Origin of the sequence: Trinickia terrae, from assembly GCF_005144415.1 — a bacterium.
GTDB classification, from domain to species: domain Bacteria; phylum Pseudomonadota; class Gammaproteobacteria; order Burkholderiales; family Burkholderiaceae; genus Trinickia_A; species Trinickia_A terrae.
Window position 1 is genome coordinate 73,788 of record NZ_SWJE01000024.1, and the last position, 15,806, is coordinate 89,593.

A 15,806-nucleotide genomic window follows, 5' to 3' on the forward strand; every position below is an offset into this window, starting at 1 on the left:
CACCCCGATTTTCGAGAACGTCCCCATGGAAAAGCCCGTTCATTTCGCCCGCTTGCAGCAGGAAGAGTCGCAAGGCTACGACCGCAAGACGATCGACTACATCCACACGGCCGCGCAGCGCGGTCTCTATGAAATCCGCGGCCTCGGCGCGAAGCGGCATGTGCCGCACTTCGACGATCTGCTGTTCCTGGGCGCGTCGCTGTCGCGTTATCCGCTCGAGGGCTATCGCGAGAAGTGCGTCACCAAGACGGTGCTTGGCACGCGTTTTGCAAGCAAACCGGTCGTGCTCGACATTCCGATCACGATCGCCGGCATGAGCTTCGGCGCGCTCTCCGCGAACGTGAAGGAAGCGTTGGGCCGCGCGGCGACGGCGGCCGGCACCTCGACGACGACCGGCGACGGCGGCATGACGCAGGAGGAGCGCCGCTCGTCGAAGACGCTCGTCTATCAGTGCCTGCCGTCGCGCTATGGCTTCAACCCGGACGACGTGCGCCGCGCCGACGCGATCGAGGTCGTGATCGGCCAGGGCGCGAAGCCGGGCGGCGGCGGCATGCTGCTCGGACAGAAGGTGAACCCGCGCGTGGCCGCGATGCGCACGCTGCCGGCGGGCGTGGATCAGCGCTCGGCGAGCCGTCATCCGGACTGGACCGGTCCCGACGACCTCGCGATCAAGATCCAGGAGCTGCGCGAGATCACCGATTGGGAAAAGCCGATCTACGTGAAGGTCGGCGCGACGCGCACGTTCAACGACGTGAAGCTCGCGGTGCACGCGGGCGCGGACGTCGTGGTGATCGACGGGATGCAAGGAGGCACCGCGGCGACGCAAACGTGCTTCATCGAGAACGTCGGCATTCCGACGCTGGCCGCGGTGCGGCAGGCCGTCGACGCGCTCGAGGACTTGAACATGAAGGGGCAGGTGCAGTTGATCGTGTCCGGCGGCATCCGCACGGGGGCGGACGTGGCGAAGGCGCTCGCGCTCGGCGCCGATGCCGTGGCGATCGGGCAGGGCGTGCTGATGGCGCTTGGCTGCAACAGCGACACCTATTTCAAGGATGGCGCGCTGCATCCGGCCGCCGCGGACTATGCGGCGCTCAATACCGCGCCGGGGTTTTGTCATCACTGTCATACGGGTAAGTGCCCGGTCGGCGTGACGACGCAGGACGCGGTGCTCGAGCAACGTGTGCAGCCGGAAGAAGGCTCACGCCGGGTACGCAACTACTTGAAGACGCTGAACATGGAACTGACGACGATCGCACGCGCCTGCGGCAAGCAGAACGTGCACCACCTCGAGCCGGAAGACCTCGTGGCGCTGACGGTGGAAGCGGCGGCGATGGCGCGTGTGCCGCTCGCGGGTACGGCGTGGATACCGGGGCTGGTGAGCAGATAAGGCTTGTTTGTCGTGCAACTTTGAATTCGCGGCGGTCCGTATAGTCCGTCCCTCCCCGGGACCGGGGTCACTTTTGTCCTTGCCAAAAGTAACCAAAAGCGCGTCCTGGGCGGACGGCCTGTCCCGGAGGCACGCAGTGCTGTTGGCGATAGCGTTCTGGGGGCTACTGNNNNTCCGTATAGTCCGTCCCTCCCCGGGACCGGGGTCACTTTTGTCCTTGCCAAAAGTAACCAAAAGCGCGTCCTGGGCGGACGGCCTGTCCCGGAGGCACGCAGTGCTGTTGGCGATAGCGTTCTGGGGGCTACTGTTATCGCGCGCGGCACGTCCCGTTCGCACGCGGCACGGAACGGCCCTGCGACGAAACAAACGGAAGGCGTCGGTTTGGCCGCGCCCTGTGTCACCCATGATTGAAAGTCAGCAGGAGCGCATGAAGCAGAATCGCAAGACAAGGGTCTTCTGGCCTGGCCTGACCATCAGTATTGATTTGATTCGACTTTGCGCAATTCCGTGCCGCGTGCGAACGGGACGTACGGCGAGCGATGACGCTTGCCCCCGACCGCTACCGCCAACAGGACTGAGTGCTAACGGGCCAAGGCCGTCCGCCCAGGACACGCCTTTGGTTACTTTGGGCAAGACCAAAGTGACCCCCGCCCCGGGGAGGGGCAAAGCGTACGGCACGCCGCGGCATGAAAGAGAGCAAGCCTAAACCAATCATCAAGCACCTAACTTTGACGACAGGAGAGTCCAGCATGAGCGTTATGCCGCAACCTACCTCGGTTTCTTCGACATCGACCGATCTTCGATCGTCGAGCCTGGGCTTCATGGAGACGATCGGCCAGTCATTGGCCAATATCTCTCCCACGCTGACGCCGTCGCTCAACGTCGTGGCGCTCTGCGCGCTCGCCGGCACGGGCAGTTGGCTCGTCTACGGGCTGTCGACGCTCGGGCTCATGTTCGTCAGTCTCAACATCGCCGTGCTGGCGAGCCGCTTCGCCGCGGCCGGATCGTTCTTCATCTTCATCTCGCGCTCGCTCGGGCCGATCGCGGGCGGCATCGCGGGATGGGGGCTGATCGCCGCGTACACCGGCACGGCGATGGGCGTGCTCGCCGGCGAGGCGATCTTCGTGCAGAACGCGTTCACGCCGTTCGGCATCGCCGTGCCGACATGGCTGATCTATGTCGTCAGTGCCGCGTTGGCCTGGTTCCTCTCGTCGCGCGACATCAAGCTGTCGTCGCGCCTGAGCCTCGCGATCGAGGCCGCGTCGATCACGATCGTCGGCGGCGTGCTGTTCGTGGTCTTCTATCAGCATCCGGAGCGCATCGTCGATCATGCGCAGCTGTCGCTGCAAGGCACGACGCCGAAGGGCATGGCGGAGGCGATGGTGCTCGGCATCTTCTCGTTCGTCGGCTTCGAGAGCGCCGCGTCGCTCGGCAAGGAGACCAAGAACCCGCTGAAGGCGATTCCGCGCGCGATCATCTGGAGCATGGTGGTGGCGGGCGCGTTCTTCATGTTCGTCGCCTATTCGATGGTCGTCGCCTACGGCGGCGACGTGGCCAAGCTCGGCAACGATACCGCCCCGCTTCAGACGCTGCTCAAAGGCCTCGGCGCGCCGGCGCTGGCGCCGCTGTTCTACCTGATCGCATCGGTGAGCGCGTTCGCCTGCGTGCTGGCCTCGATCAACGCCGCAAGCCGCCTGCTGTTCTCGATGGGCCGCTATCAGTTCGTGCACCGCTCGATGGGCATGGTCCACACGAAGCATCAGACGCCGCACTATGCGGTGGCCTTTGCCGCGATCCTCTCGCTGGTCGTGAATCTCGCGCTGCTGGGCACGGGCGCGCTGAACACGTTCGGCTATACGAGCACGTTCGCGACCTTCGGCTTCATCGTGGCCTACTTCCTGATCTCGGTGTCCGCGCCGATCTACCTGAAGAAGCAAGGGCAGCTCAAGCTCGCCAATGTCGTGGTGGGCGTCCTGGGCGCGGTCGCGATGATCGGCGGCTTCTTCGGCAGCGTCTATCCGGTTCCGGATTGGCCGTACAACCTCCTGCCCTACCTGTTCGTCGCCTACATGGCGTTTGGCCTGATCTGGCTCGCGATGCTGAAGAAGCGGGCGCCGCAGGTTCTCGATAAGATCGAGCACGACCTCGAATCGAGCGAGGCTGCGATTTTCGACAGGAAATGACCGAGACTCTCCACGCGAATGCCGTCGAGCAGGCCCGCATGGCGCTGCTTCCCGAGCGCGGCGAATGTCCCGAGCTCGACATTGCTTTTGTTTCGGAGGCAGGCCGCGGCGGGCGCAACGAGGACTACGTCGGCGTCATGCTCGGCGATCTCATGCAGCGCTCGGCGCGCGGCAGCGTGGTCGCGCTGGCCGACGGCATGAGCGGCGGCCGGGGCGGACGCGTGGCCGCCGAGCTCGCCGTGCGCAGCTTCATCGACGGCTACTACGCGCCGCCCGACACGCTCTCGCCCGAAGCCGCCGCATCGCGCGCGCTGAACGCGATCCACCGCTGGCTGCATCAGATCGGCCGCAGCGATGCGGAGCTGAGCCTGATGGCGGCGTGCTTTGCGGCGCTCGTGGTCAGGGGCGGCGCGGCCTGGCTGATCAGCGCGGGCGACGTCCGGCTCTATCAGATGCGTGGCGGCGAACTCTCGCAGCTCGGCGGCGACGACGTCACGGACGTGCCGTTCGGCGCTTTCGTCGCTCACGCGATCGGGCTCCAGAGCGCGCTGGTGACGCGCATCGAAAGCTGGGAGCTCCAGGCGGGCGACCGCTTGCTGCTGTGCTCCGACGGGCTTCATCGGCGCGTGCCGGCGCGCGAGCTGCGGGCCTTGCTGTCGGCGCAGGCGCCGGCCGCCGCGGTGGCGCAGCGCCTCGTGCAGATGGCGCGCACGCGCGGATCGACCGACGACGTCTCGGCGGCCGTGATCGACGTGCGCAACGTTCCGGTCCTTGACTATCACTATCTCGAAGGCGTGCTCGGCGACCTGCCGATTCTCGCCGTTCCCGCCTGCGGAGAGGTGATCGACGGCTATGCGCTGACCACGATCCTGAGTGACGGCCGCTACTCCCGGATCTTCATCGGCCACGATCTCGCCGAGCCGGAAACGCGGCTCGCGCTCAAGTTCCCGAAGCCGCGCGTCGAAGAGGACGCCAATGTGCGCCAGTCCCTCGTCCGCGAGCGGTGGCTCGCCGGGAAGATCGGCGACGAGAATGTGCTCGCGCCGAGCGCGATCGATCCCGCGCGGCAGAGCCGCCTCTATGTCGCGATGCCGTTCCTCGACGGCCTGCCGCTCGAAACGCTGATGACGCCGGCGCCGATGTCCCTGACGCGCGGGCTGTCGATCGCCCGGCAACTCGGCCGCGCGATCCACGCGCTCAATCGCCAGGGCATCTTCCATCGCGACATCAAGCCCGAGAACATCCTGGTGCTGCCCGACGACAGCGTGAGGCTCCTGGACCTGGGCTTTGCCTACATGCCGGGCCTGCTCGCGCCGGGGCCGCTGACCGCGCCCGGCACGCCGGCCTACATGGCGCCCGAGCTCATCAAGGGCGCCCAGGGCGATGCGCGCTCCGAGGTCTTCGCGTTCGGCGTCACCTTGTACCGCACCTTCAGCGGCGGGCGCTCGCCGTACGGCTTCAACGGTCGCGTGCCGCTGCATCACCACCGGCCCGACCTTCCCGCATGGCTGGACCTCGTGCTCGAAAAGGCGATGCAGACCGATCCGGAGCGCCGCTACCAGGATGCGCTGGAGGTCTGCGCCGACCTCGACCGTTTCGCGGCGGGAGGCAGCGAGACGGCGCCGGCCACGGCGCGGCCGTTGATCGAGCGCAGTCCCGTGACGTTCTGGAAAACGGTGGCCTTGATTCTGCTGATCCTGCTGCTGATGTCGCTCGCGCGCGGTGTGGGCGGGACTTGAGCGCGGAGCGGGCAGGGCCGCGGGCCTGAGGGCCGATTGGCGAGTTGGACGATAATATGGCATTCCAGCGTGCGCTTTGGAGCATCGAAGCCGCGTGCGGACCATCGTCCTTCCCCCTTTTGCCGCCCATGTCAAACCTCAGAATCGACCGCAACGCCAAGACACTTCGCGAACTCACGCTGGACAAGCTGCGCAGCGCGATCGTGCAAGGGTATTTCCGTCCGGGCGACCGGCTCGTCGAGCGGACCTTGTGCGACGAGCTCGGGGTGAGCCGCACGGTGGTGCGCGAAGTGCTGCGGCATCTTGAGACGGAAGGGCTCGTCGAGACCGTGGCGCGGCAAGGGCCGATCGTCGCGCGGCTCGATCCCGCGCAGGTCGGCGAAATCTACGAGCTGCGCAGCTTGCTGGAGGCGAACGCCGCGCGCGCGTGCGCAGAGCGGTCGACGCCTGCGCTCGTCAAGCAACTGCGCGGAATCCGCAAGACGGTCGAGGACGCGTTCAAGCAGGACGATTGGCCGCGCGTGCTCGAATGCACCGAGCGTTTCTACGAAGCGCTGTTCGACGGCGCGGGCAAGCAGGTCTCGCTGGCCGTCGTCAAATCGCTGAACGCGCGGATCAACCGGCTGCGCGCCCTGACCATCGCGGTGCCCGGCCGCCGCGACGAGTCGAACCGCGAGATGAACGCGCTGCTCGATGCGATCGAGCGGCGCGACGGAGAGGCTGCGTCGGCGGCGTCGGCGGCGCATATCCGGCGCACGTCCGAGCTCGCGCTGCATGCGCTCGAACAGCAGGAGCAGGCAGCCGGCAGCGCCTGAGCGATTCTCGAAACCGGTTCTGACCGAAGGCCGCCGGGATCCGGCGGCTTTTGTTTTGGCGCTTCCGCATCGCCGTTCGCGGTCATCTCCGGCGTGCGTTGCTGCACTGCAACCTGCACGTCCTGGCCCGGTCCTAGTGCCTGAAAAAGCATCAGTCAAATTATGGTATTCCATAATATTGAAAAGCTTGGACCGGCCAATAAGATGGCATACCATAATCTCAACAAGCGACACCAACGGGCACGAGCCCATCGCAAGGAGAGCGGGTATGAAATTGGAGATGCGCAAGCTGGTCACGTACGCCGAGACGACGTTCATCGAAGGCGGCAAGGACGCGGCGCAGCCGTTGAAGCTGTTCGGCGCGGCCGCCGTGATCCGCAATCCCTGGGCAGGCCGGGGCTTCGTCGAAGACCTGAAGCCCGAAATCCATGCGCTCGCGCCGCAGCTCGGCGAGATCCTCACCGCCGAAGTGCTGCGCCTCGCAGGCGGCGGCGAGGCCGTCGAGGGCTACGGCAAGGCGGCGATCGTCGGCACCTCGGGCGAGGTCGAGCATGCGTCGGCGCTGATCCACACGCTGCGCTTCGGCAACAAGTACCGCGAAGCGGTCGGCGCGAAGAGCTACCTCGCCTTCACGAACCTGCGCGGCGGCCCGAACTGCCCGATCTCGATCCCGCTCATGCACAAGCACGACGAAGGCATGCGCTCGCACTACCTGACCGTGCAGTTTTCGATTACCGATGCGCCCGCGCCCGACGAGATCGTGATCGCGCTGGGCGCGTCGGTCGGCGGGCGTCCGCATCACCGGATCGGCGACCGCTATCAGGACCTGAAGGAGCTTGCGGGAAATGAAGCCTGAAATGAAACGCCCCCCACGCTCGCTTTGCTCGCTGCCCCCCGAGGGGGCGTCTCAGGGCGCTTGGGGCGGCCCGGCGCGCACTGAGATCGCCGCACTCGCCCCGCCCGTGCGCAGCGGCGTCGCCGCGGGCACGAGCTACAGCGTCTACGCGGCGCGTGCCGCCGATGCCGGGAAGCGCGCGACGGTCGTGCTGATCCACGGCGTGGGCATGAACCAGAGCGTGTGGGCGCCACAGGTCGAAGCGCTCTGCGCCGAATTCCAGGTCGTCGTCTACGACATGCTCGGCCACGGCCGCAGCGCGCTGCCGTCGCCGGCCGCACGGCTCGACGAGTACGCGGCGCAATTGGCGCAGCTGCTCGATACGCTCGACGTCGAGGCCGCCCATGTCGTCGGGCATTCGATGGGAGCGCTCGTCGCGCTCGAATTTGCGCTCACGCACCCGAACCGCACGCTTTCGGTCGCGGCGCTCAACGCCGTCTACGACCGCACGCCTCAGCAGCGGCAAGCGGTGATGAGCCGCGCGGAGACCCTCGACGACGCGACGTTCATCCCCGGCATCGACGCGACGCTCTCGCGCTGGTTCGGCGACCCCGTGCCCGGCCACTTGACCGGCGCGGCGCAGGCCGTGCGCACGCTGCTGCTGTCGGTCGACCCGATCGGCTACCAGCGCACCTATCGCCTCTTCGCGAGCGCCGACGGCGCGCACGTCGGGCGCCTGGAGCGGCTTGCCGTGCCCGCGCTTTTTCTGACCGGCGAGCACGACCCGAACTCGAGCCCGGCGATGTCGCGGGCGATGGCGGCGGCGGCGCCCGGCGGCCGCGCCGAGATCATCGCGAACGAGCGCCACATGATGAACGTGACCGAGCCGGCCCTCGTCAACGAACGGCTGCTGGCGTTCCTGAAAGGAGCCCATCATGGATGAGCCTGCTTACGCACCTGTTTTCGACCCCGTCGAATTCCGCCGCGCGCTCGGCGCGTTCGTGACGGGCGTCACCGTCGTCGCGACACTCCAGCCCGACGGCTCGCCGCGCGGCTTCACGGCGAACTCGTTCACGTCGGTGTCGCTCGATCCGCCTTTGATCCTCGTCTGCATCGCGAAGACGGCCTCGAGCTACGCGGTGTTCTCCGCGACCCGGCACTTTGCGGTCAGCGTGCTCGCGGAGGATCAGAAGAGCGTGTCCGGCGTGTTCGCCTCGAAGGCCGCCGACAAGTTCGCGCAAGTCGCCTGGAGCGCGCGCGTCACGGGCGCGCCGGTGATGGACGGCGCGGCGGCGAGCTTCGACTGCGCGACGCACGAGGTGCTCGACGCGGGCGACCACATCATCCTGCTTGGGCGCGTGGTCGATTTCGCGCACACGAGCTCGACGCCGCTCGGCTACTGCCGCGGCGCGTACGTGAACTTCAGCCTGTCGCAGGACGCGCTGGCGGCGGCGGGGCAGCGCGCGCGCGTCGGCGCGATTCTCGAGCATCCGCGCGGCCTCGTGCTGATCGATACGCCGCAAGGGCTTCAACTGCCGACCGGCACGCGCCTCGAGCCCGCAACCGACACGGGCAGCCTGCGCGGCGTACTGGCGAAGCTCAAGCTCGACGCCCATCTCGACTTCCTGTTCGCGGTGTTCGAAGCGAGCGGCGGGCCGACGCCGGGTGTGCAGATCTATTACCGCGGTCGCGTGCTCGACGACGAGGCCGCTGCGGATGCATCGAGCCCGGTGCGCATCGTGCCGCTCAACGCGATCCCTTGGGACGGGCTGCATGACGACGCTGTGCGCTCGATGCTCGAACGCTATGTGCGGGAGCGCAGCGAGGACGCGTTCGGCATCTACGTCGGAGACAGCGAAGCGGGCACGGTGCAGCCGCTGGCGTTCGCGCATTGATGCCGCCGGCCGGCTTGGCGAGACGTAAGGACACAAGGAGCTGAAACATCATGAAGTTTTCGTTGTTCCTGCATATGGAGCGGTACGACGCGAGCACGACGCATCGCGAGCTGTTCGACCAGATGACCGAGCTCGTGCAGCTCGCCGAGCGCGGCGGCTTCGAGACAGCCTGGATCGGCGAGCACCACGCGATGGAGTTCACGATCGCGCCGAACCCGTTCGTGAATCTCGCGTATCTGGCCGCGAAGACCGAGCGCATCCGCCTTGGCACCGGCACGGTGATCGCGCCGTTCTGGCATCCGATCGCGCTCGCCGGCGAAGCCGGGATGGTCGACGTGGCGAGCAACGGCCGCCTCGATCTGGGCATCGCACGCGGGGCTTATTCGTTCGAGTACGAGCGTTTGCTGCCCGGCCTCGACGCGATGAGCGCCGGTGCGCGCATGCGCGAGCTGGTGCCGGCGCTGCGCAAGCTGTTCGCGGGCGACTACGCGCATCAGGGCGAGTTCTGGTCGTGGCCTGCATCGACGCCGGTGCCGCGTCCCGTTCAGCAGCCGCATCCACCGCTCTGGCTGGCCGCACGCGATCCGAACTCGCATGCGTTCGCCGTGGCGAACGGCTGCAACGTTCAGGTGACGTCGCTGGCGGCCGGCGATGCGGAAGTCGTGAGCCTGATGGAGCGCTTCAACGCCGCCTGCGCTGCGCATCCCGAGGTGCCGCGCCCGCAGGTGATGATGCTGATGCACACGTTCGTCGGCGCGAATGCCGCCGAAGTGGATGCGGCGGTCGAAGACCTCGCGCGCTTCTATCGCTACTTCAGCAAGTGGTTCAAGAACGAGCGCCCGATCGAGCAGGGCTTCATCGAGCCGCTGACCGATGCCGACGTCGCGATGTTCCCGCAGTATTCGCCCGACGCGATCCGCAAGAACCTCGTGATCGGCGAGCCGAAGGACGTGATCGCGCGCCTGAAGGGCTACGAGGAGCTCGGCTACGACCAGTACAGCTTCTGGCTCGACAGCCACATGAGCTACGAGCGCAAGCGCAAGTCGCTCGAACTGTTCATCGCCGAAGTGATGCCGGCGTTCAGTCAGCGCTAGCGGCAAGTCACCGGACGAGCGCGTCACCGGGCATTCCCCGCAATCGGATTGGAGCAGCCGACATGGTCCAGACCAATACGGTCCAGCGTTTCCAGCAATACATCGACGGCGAATTCGAAGACGGCAGCGAGCACTTCGACAGCGTCAACCCCGCCACCGGCGAAGTCTGGGCGCGGATGCCGGCGGCCGGCGCGGCCGACGTCGACCGCGCGGTGCGAGCCGCGCATCGCGCGCTGAACGATCCTGCGTGGGCGAGCCTCACCGCGAGCGCGCGCGGCAAGCTGCTGTACCGGCTCGCGGATCTCGTCGCGCAACACGCGCTGCGGCTCGCCGAGCTCGAAACGCAGGACACCGGCAAGATCATCCGCGAGACGCGCGCGCAGATCGGCTATGTCGCCGAGTACTACCGCTACTACGCGGGCGTCGCCGACAAGATCCAGGGTGCGTGGCTGCCCGTCGACAAGCCCGACATGGAAGTGACGCTGCGGCGCGAGCCGGTCGGCGTCGTCGCCGGGGTCGTGCCGTGGAATTCGCAGCTGTTCCTGTCGGCGGTGAAAGTGGGGCCCGCGCTCGCGGCAGGCTGCACGATCGTGCTGAAGGCGTCGGAAGACGGTCCCGCGCCGCTGCTCGAATTCGCGCGGCTCGTGCATGAGGCCGGTTTCCCGGCGGGCGTCGTCAACATCGTGACCGGCTTCGGCGGCGACTGCGGCCGCACGCTGACGAGTCATCCGCTCGTGTCGAAGATCGCGTTCACCGGCGGCCCCGAGACCGCGCGCCACGTCGTGCGCAACTCGGCGGAGAACCTCGCGGCGACTTCGCTCGAACTCGGCGGCAAGTCGCCCGTGCTCGTGTTCGACGACGCCGATCTCGACAGCGCGGCCAACGCGGTCGTCGCCGGCATCTTCGCGGCGACGGGCCAGAGCTGCGTCGCGGGCTCGCGCCTCGTCGTGCAGCGCGGAATTCACGATGCGCTCGTCGCGCGTCTCGTCGCCAAGGCCGAGGCGATCCGCATCGGCGATCCGCAGGATCCGGCCACCGAGATGGGGCCGCTCGCCACGCTCCGGCAGCACGAGCATATCGAGCGCGTGCTGCGCGCGAGCGTCGAGGCGGGCGGGCGCATCGTCACCGGCGGGCAGGCGCCGCAGGCGTTCGCGCGAGGGTTCTACTTCCGCCCGACGATCGTCGATTGCCCGCATCCGCGCGTGCCGAGCGTCGAGCAGGAATTGTTCGGCCCCGTGCTGAGCGTCGTGACATTCGATACCGAAGCCGATGCCGTCGCGCTTGCCAACGACACGCGCTACGGCCTCGCCTCCGGTGTCTTCACGCGCGACCTGACGCGCGCGCACCGCCTCACGCGCTCGCTGCGCGCGGGCATCGTCTGGGTCAACACGTACCGCGCGGTGTCGCCGATCGTGCCGTTCGGCGGCTATGGCCTGAGCGGCCTCGGCCGCGAAGGCGGGCTCGATGCCGTGCTCGACTACACGCGCACGAAGTCGGTCTGGATCCGCACGTCGGACGAGCCGATCGCCGACCCGTTCGTGATGCGCTGAGCGTTGATGAGAGACACGCCCATGTACTACGAAATCCGCACCTACCGGATCAAGACCGGCGCCGTACCCGCCTATCTGAAGCTCGTCGAGGAAGAGGGCATCGCGTTGCAGAAGCGCTACCTCGGCGACCTGATCGGCTATTTCCATTCGGAGATCGGCCCACTGAACGAGATCGTCCATATCTGGGCCTACCCGAGTCTCGACGAGCGCGAGCGCCGCCGCGCCGCGCTCGCCGAAGACCCCGCCTGGCAGGCGTTCGCGCCGAAGATCCAGGCACTGATGGAAGAGATGAATAACAAGATCATGAGACCGGCGCGCTTTTCGCCGCTGCAGTGACACACGTCAACGAAAGAGCCGGCCGGCTCGTCAACTTAGTCAGCATGGAGATCTACATGAAGCGCAATTGGAGCAAGTCCGCCGCACCGCTCGCCGTTCCGTTCGCCGTCTGTGCATTGCTGCTGGCGGCGTCCGCGCCGGCCGCCGCCGCGGACTCGATCGTGTTCACGAGCTGGGGCGGCACCACGCAATCGTCGCAGCAGAAGGACTGGGCGCAGCCGTTCACGCAGGCCACCGGCATCAACGTGCTGATGGACGGGCCGACCGACTACGGCAAGCTCAAGGCGATGGTCGAGAGCGGCAACGTCAACTGGGACGTGGTCGACGTCGAAGGCGACTTCGCGTACGCCGCGCAGAAGGACGGCCTGATCGAGCCGATCGACTACTCGGTCGTGAAGAAGGACGAGCTCGACCCGCGCTTCGCGTCGGCCGGCGCCGTCGGCAGCTTCTACTACTCGTTCGTGCTCGGCTACAACAAGGCGAGCTTCAAGGGCGCGCAGCCGCAGACCTGGGCCGACCTGTTCGACACGAAGAAATTTCCCGGCAAGCGCACCTTCTACAAGTGGTCGGCGCCGGGCGTGCTGGAGATCGCGCTGCTCGCCGACGGCGTGCCGGCCGACAAGCTCTATCCGCTCGATCTCGATCGCGCGTTCAAGAAGCTCGACACGATCAAGAGCGACATCGTCTGGTGGAGCGGCGGCGCGCAATCGCAGCAGCTGCTCGCGTCGGGCGAGGCGCCGATCGGCATGTTCTGGAACGGGCGGCTGCACGCGCTCGAGGAGACGGGCGTGCCGGTCGGCATCTCGTGGAACCAGAACCTCACGGCCGCCGACATGCTGGTGGTGCCGAAGGGCTCCAAGCACCGCGACGAGGCGATGAAGTACCTGGCCGCCGCGACGAGCGCGCAGGCCCAGGCGAAGTTCGCCGCGGATACCGGCTACGCGCCGATCAACGTGAAGTCCGCCGCGCTGATGGCGCCGGCTGTCGCGAAGACGCTGCCGGACCAGTACAAGACCTCGCAGATCAACCTCGACATGAAGTACTGGGCGCAGAACCGCGATGCGATCGGCAAGCGCTGGTACGCGTGGCAGTCGAAGTGATGGAGCGGACCGGCCGTTTGATGCGGCCGGGCCGGATGTCCCGGCCGCGCCGGATTGAGGAGTGACCATGCCCCACGTAATGCGTACCGCCGTGCCGCCGACCGCTGCGCCCGTGCGCCGCCGCCGCGACTGGCGCAGCGCCCGGCTGCTCGCGCCGGCGCTGCTGCTGCTCGCGATCTTCTTCCTGCTGCCCGTGCTGTCGCTGCTGCTGCGCAGCTTGATCGAACCGGCGTTCGGGCTGCAGAACTACGCGCAGCTCGTCGGCTCGACCACCTACCTGCGCGTGTTCGGCAACACGTTCCTGGTCGCGACGGTGGTGACGGCCGTGACGCTCGCGGTCGGCTTCCCGACCGCGTGGCTGCTCGCGATCGCGCCGCGCAAGCTCTCAAGCGTGCTGTTCGCAATCATGCTCTTGTCGATGTGGACCAACCTGCTCGCACGCACCTTCGCCTGGATGGTGCTGTTGCAGGCGACCGGCCCGATCAACCGGATGCTGATGGCGCTCGGTCTCATCAGCGAGCCGCTCGCGCTCGTGAACAACCTCGTCGGCGTGACGGTCGGGATGACCTACATCATGCTGCCGTTCCTCGTCATGCCGCTGCACGCGACGCTGCGCAGCATCGACCCGTCGACGCTGCGCGCCGCGGCCGTGTGCGGCGCGAGCCGCTGGCAGGCGTTCTGGCGCGTGCTGGTGCCGCTCGCGATGCCGGGCATCGCGTCGGGCGCGCTGATGGTGTTCGTGATGGCGCTCGGCTACTTCGTCACGCCGGCACTGCTCGGGGGGCCGTCGTACATGATGCTCGCGGAGCTGATCGCGCAACTCGTGCAGTCGCTCCTGAACTGGGGGCTCGCGGGGGCGGCGGCGTTCGTGCTGCTCGCGGTGACGCTCGCGCTCTACGCGCTGCAGCTGCGCTTCACGGGCGGCGGCGCGCGCACCGCCTACGGAGACTGACATGCTGCTCGATTTCGATCGTCTCGGCGCGCTGCGCTGGATGCTGCTCTTCGTCGGCGGCGCGGTCGCGCTGTTCCTGCTGCTGCCGATCGTGTTCATCGTCGCGCTCTCGTTCGGCGACTCGCAGTGGCTGATCTTTCCGCCGCCGGGCTGGACGCTCGAGTGGTATCGGCAGCTCTTGACCGACTCCGGCTGGATCGACTCGCTGCTGACGAGCGCGAAGATCGCCGTGATCGTGACGGCGCTGTCGGTCGGGCTTGGCTTGCTCGCCTCGCTCGCGCTGGTACGCGGCAAGTTTCGCGGACGCCGCACGGTGCAAGCGTTCTTCCTGACGCCGATGGTGCTGCCCGTCGTCGTGCTGGCCGTCGCGCTCTACGCGTTCTTCCTGCGCATCGGCCTGAACGGCACGCTCGTCGGCTTCGTGATCGGCCACCTGATCATCGCGCTGCCGTTCTCGATCATCGCGATCAGCAACTCGCTCGAAAGCTTCGACGTGTCGCTCGAAGAGGCCGCGTCGATCTGCGGCGCGGGGCCGCTCGAAGTGAAGCTGCGCGTCACGCTGCCGGCGATCCGGCTCGGCCTGTTCGCGGCGGCGATCTTCTCGTTCCTCGCTTCGTGGGACGAGGTGGTGGTCTCGATCTTCATGGCGAGCCCCACGCTGCAGACGCTGCCGGTGCGGATCTGGTCGACGCTGCGCCAGGACCTGACGCCCGTGATCGCGGCCGCGTCGTCGCTGCTGGTCGGCCTGACCGTCGTGTTGATGTTGCTGGGCGCGCTCGTCAAGCGCGCCCGATAAAGCAGGGTAAATGAGGAGGTAGACGAGCCATGACTGCTGCATTCCTGCAAATCCAGCGCCTGCGCAAGACTTACGACCAGGTCGTCGCGATCGACCATGTTTCGCTCGACATCAAGAAGGGCGAGTTCATGACCTTCCTCGGGCCGTCGGGCTCGGGCAAGAGCACGACGCTTTACATCGTTGCCGGCTTCCAGGCGCCGACCGAAGGGCGCGTGCTGCTCGACGGCAAGCCGCTCCTCGAAGTGCCGCCGAACAAGCGCAACATCGGCATGGTGTTCCAGCGCTACACGCTGTTTCCGCATCTGAGCGTCGGCGAGAACGTCGCGTTTCCGCTGCGCGTGCGGCGGCGTCCGGAAGCCGAAGTGAAGGCGAAGGTCGAACAGATGCTCAAGCTCGTGCATCTCTCGGAGTGCCGCGACCGGATGCCCGCGCAGCTGTCGGGCGGCCAGCAGCAGCGCGTCGCGATCGCGCGCGCGCTCGCCTACGATCCGCCCGTGCTGCTGATGGACGAGCCGCTGTCCGCACTCGACAAGAAGCTGCGCGAGGAGATCCAGCTAGAGCTGCGGCGCATTCACCAGGAGACCGGCGTGACGATTCTCTACGTGACGCACGACCAGGAGGAGGCGCTGCGCCTGTCGGATCGCATCGCCGTGTTCGACAAGGGGCGTATCGAGCAGGTCGGCAGCGGCGAGGATCTGTATGCGAACCCGGCTTCGCGCTTCGTCGCGAGCTTCATCGGCAACTCGAACTTCCTGCCGGTGCGCGTCACGTCGAACCGCGATGGCCGCGCGGACGGCGTGTTCCCGAACGGCCGGGCAGTCGCCGGCGGTGGCGTCAACGCGGCGCTCGCGGCCGGCGACGACGGCACGCTGATGGTGCGGCCCGAGCAGATGCGCATCCGCGCGCAGCAGGGCGCGACGGGCGATGGCGGCTTGCCGGTGACGGTGCGCGACATCACCTATCTCGGCGACTCGCTGCACTACGCGGTCGCGACGCCGTGGCAGCAGGAGATCTCGATCCGGATGCCGGGGGGCGCGCGCCACGACAGCGGCCTCGCAATCGGCATGGAGGCGCTCGTCGAATGGGATGCGCGCGACGCGCGCCTGTTTGCCTGAGCACGAAGG

General features: G+C 67.4%; 14 protein-coding genes. All 14 read left to right on the forward strand.

Features of this window, described 5'->3' with window-relative positions; genetic code table 11:
- Positions 1–25: 25 nt before the first annotated feature.
- The 14 genes from FAZ69_RS30850 to FAZ69_RS30915 all read left to right on the forward strand — a co-directional run bounded on the left by FAZ69_RS30850 (position 26) and on the right by FAZ69_RS30915 (position 15,797).
- Complete coding sequence (locus FAZ69_RS30850) at positions 26–1,387, forward strand: FMN-binding glutamate synthase family protein (RefSeq protein ID WP_136898881.1); 1,362 nt, start codon at positions 26–28, stop codon at positions 1,385–1,387.
- 749 nt (positions 1,388–2,136) lie between these two features.
- Positions 2,137–3,570: an APC family permease gene (locus tag FAZ69_RS30855; RefSeq protein WP_136898882.1), complete on the forward strand. Its 1,434-nt coding sequence runs from the start codon at positions 2,137–2,139 to the stop codon at positions 3,568–3,570.
- The gene (locus FAZ69_RS30860) at positions 3,567–5,309 is read left to right on the forward strand and encodes a bifunctional protein-serine/threonine kinase/phosphatase (protein WP_136898883.1); all 1,743 of its coding nucleotides are present in this window, start codon (positions 3,567–3,569) and stop codon (positions 5,307–5,309) included. Before FAZ69_RS30855 ends, FAZ69_RS30860 begins: the two co-directional genes overlap by 4 nt.
- A 128-nt stretch (positions 5,310–5,437) precedes the next feature.
- A complete protein-coding gene (locus tag FAZ69_RS30865) occupies positions 5,438–6,124 on the forward strand; it encodes a GntR family transcriptional regulator (protein WP_169708821.1) in 687 nt (228 codons plus the stop codon).
- Between the two features lie 268 nt (positions 6,125–6,392).
- Positions 6,393–6,980 (forward strand): amino acid synthesis family protein, encoded by a 588-nt coding sequence (locus tag FAZ69_RS30870; protein ID WP_136898885.1) that lies wholly within the window; start codon positions 6,393–6,395, stop codon positions 6,978–6,980.
- A 1-nt stretch (position 6,981) separates the two neighbouring features.
- Positions 6,982–7,902 (forward strand): alpha/beta fold hydrolase, encoded by a 921-nt coding sequence (locus FAZ69_RS30875; protein WP_136898886.1) that lies wholly within the window; start codon positions 6,982–6,984, stop codon positions 7,900–7,902.
- Entirely contained in the window at positions 7,895–8,854 is a 960-nt protein-coding gene (locus tag FAZ69_RS30880; RefSeq protein WP_136898887.1) for a flavin reductase, read from the forward strand. Before FAZ69_RS30875 ends, FAZ69_RS30880 begins: the two co-directional genes overlap by 8 nt.
- Before the next feature lie 50 nt (positions 8,855–8,904).
- Positions 8,905–9,948, forward strand: a complete 1,044-nt coding sequence (locus FAZ69_RS30885; RefSeq protein ID WP_136898888.1) for an LLM class flavin-dependent oxidoreductase — start codon at positions 8,905–8,907, stop codon at positions 9,946–9,948.
- Between the two features lie 62 nt (positions 9,949–10,010).
- Entirely contained in the window at positions 10,011–11,498 is a 1,488-nt protein-coding gene (locus FAZ69_RS30890; RefSeq protein WP_136898889.1) for an aldehyde dehydrogenase, read from the forward strand.
- A gap of 21 nt (positions 11,499–11,519) precedes the next feature.
- Positions 11,520–11,834: an NIPSNAP family protein gene (locus FAZ69_RS30895; protein WP_136898922.1), complete on the forward strand. Its 315-nt coding sequence runs from the start codon at positions 11,520–11,522 to the stop codon at positions 11,832–11,834.
- A 56-nt stretch (positions 11,835–11,890) separates the two neighbouring features.
- Positions 11,891–12,934, forward strand: coding sequence for an ABC transporter substrate-binding protein (locus FAZ69_RS30900; RefSeq protein ID WP_240702536.1), 1,044 nt, complete (start codon positions 11,891–11,893; stop codon positions 12,932–12,934).
- 67 nt (positions 12,935–13,001) lie between these two features.
- The gene (locus tag FAZ69_RS30905) at positions 13,002–13,886 is read left to right on the forward strand and encodes an ABC transporter permease (protein WP_136898890.1); all 885 of its coding nucleotides are present in this window, start codon (positions 13,002–13,004) and stop codon (positions 13,884–13,886) included.
- Position 13,887: 1 nt separating this feature from the next.
- A complete protein-coding gene (locus FAZ69_RS30910) occupies positions 13,888–14,682 on the forward strand; it encodes an ABC transporter permease (protein WP_136898891.1) in 795 nt (264 codons plus the stop codon).
- Between the two features lie 29 nt (positions 14,683–14,711).
- Positions 14,712–15,797 carry an ABC transporter ATP-binding protein gene (locus tag FAZ69_RS30915; RefSeq protein WP_136898892.1) on the forward strand — a complete coding sequence of 362 codons (1,086 nt, stop codon included), beginning with the start codon at positions 14,712–14,714 and terminating at the stop codon, positions 15,795–15,797.
- Positions 15,798–15,806: the final 9 nt, after the last annotated feature.

Coding starts and splice junctions, on each gene's coding strand:
- FAZ69_RS30890 (WP_136898889.1), top strand. CDS start 10,011: ATGGTCCAGACCAATACGGTCCAGCGTTTCCAGCAATACATCGACGGC.
- FAZ69_RS30885 (WP_136898888.1), top strand. CDS start 8,905: ATGAAGTTTTCGTTGTTCCTGCATATGGAGCGGTACGACGCGAGCACG.
- FAZ69_RS30905 (WP_136898890.1), top strand. CDS start 13,002: ATGCCCCACGTAATGCGTACCGCCGTGCCGCCGACCGCTGCGCCCGTG.
- FAZ69_RS30915 (WP_136898892.1), top strand. CDS start 14,712: ATGACTGCTGCATTCCTGCAAATCCAGCGCCTGCGCAAGACTTACGAC.
- FAZ69_RS30850 (WP_136898881.1), top strand. CDS start 26: ATGGAAAAGCCCGTTCATTTCGCCCGCTTGCAGCAGGAAGAGTCGCAA.
- FAZ69_RS30910 (WP_136898891.1), top strand. CDS start 13,888: ATGCTGCTCGATTTCGATCGTCTCGGCGCGCTGCGCTGGATGCTGCTC.
- FAZ69_RS30860 (WP_136898883.1), top strand. CDS start 3,567: ATGACCGAGACTCTCCACGCGAATGCCGTCGAGCAGGCCCGCATGGCG.
- FAZ69_RS30900 (WP_240702536.1), top strand. CDS start 11,891: ATGAAGCGCAATTGGAGCAAGTCCGCCGCACCGCTCGCCGTTCCGTTC.
- FAZ69_RS30875 (WP_136898886.1), top strand. CDS start 6,982: ATGAAACGCCCCCCACGCTCGCTTTGCTCGCTGCCCCCCGAGGGGGCG.
- FAZ69_RS30880 (WP_136898887.1), top strand. CDS start 7,895: ATGGATGAGCCTGCTTACGCACCTGTTTTCGACCCCGTCGAATTCCGC.
- FAZ69_RS30865 (WP_169708821.1), top strand. CDS start 5,438: ATGTCAAACCTCAGAATCGACCGCAACGCCAAGACACTTCGCGAACTC.
- FAZ69_RS30870 (WP_136898885.1), top strand. CDS start 6,393: ATGAAATTGGAGATGCGCAAGCTGGTCACGTACGCCGAGACGACGTTC.
- FAZ69_RS30855 (WP_136898882.1), top strand. CDS start 2,137: ATGAGCGTTATGCCGCAACCTACCTCGGTTTCTTCGACATCGACCGAT.
- FAZ69_RS30895 (WP_136898922.1), top strand. CDS start 11,520: ATGTACTACGAAATCCGCACCTACCGGATCAAGACCGGCGCCGTACCC.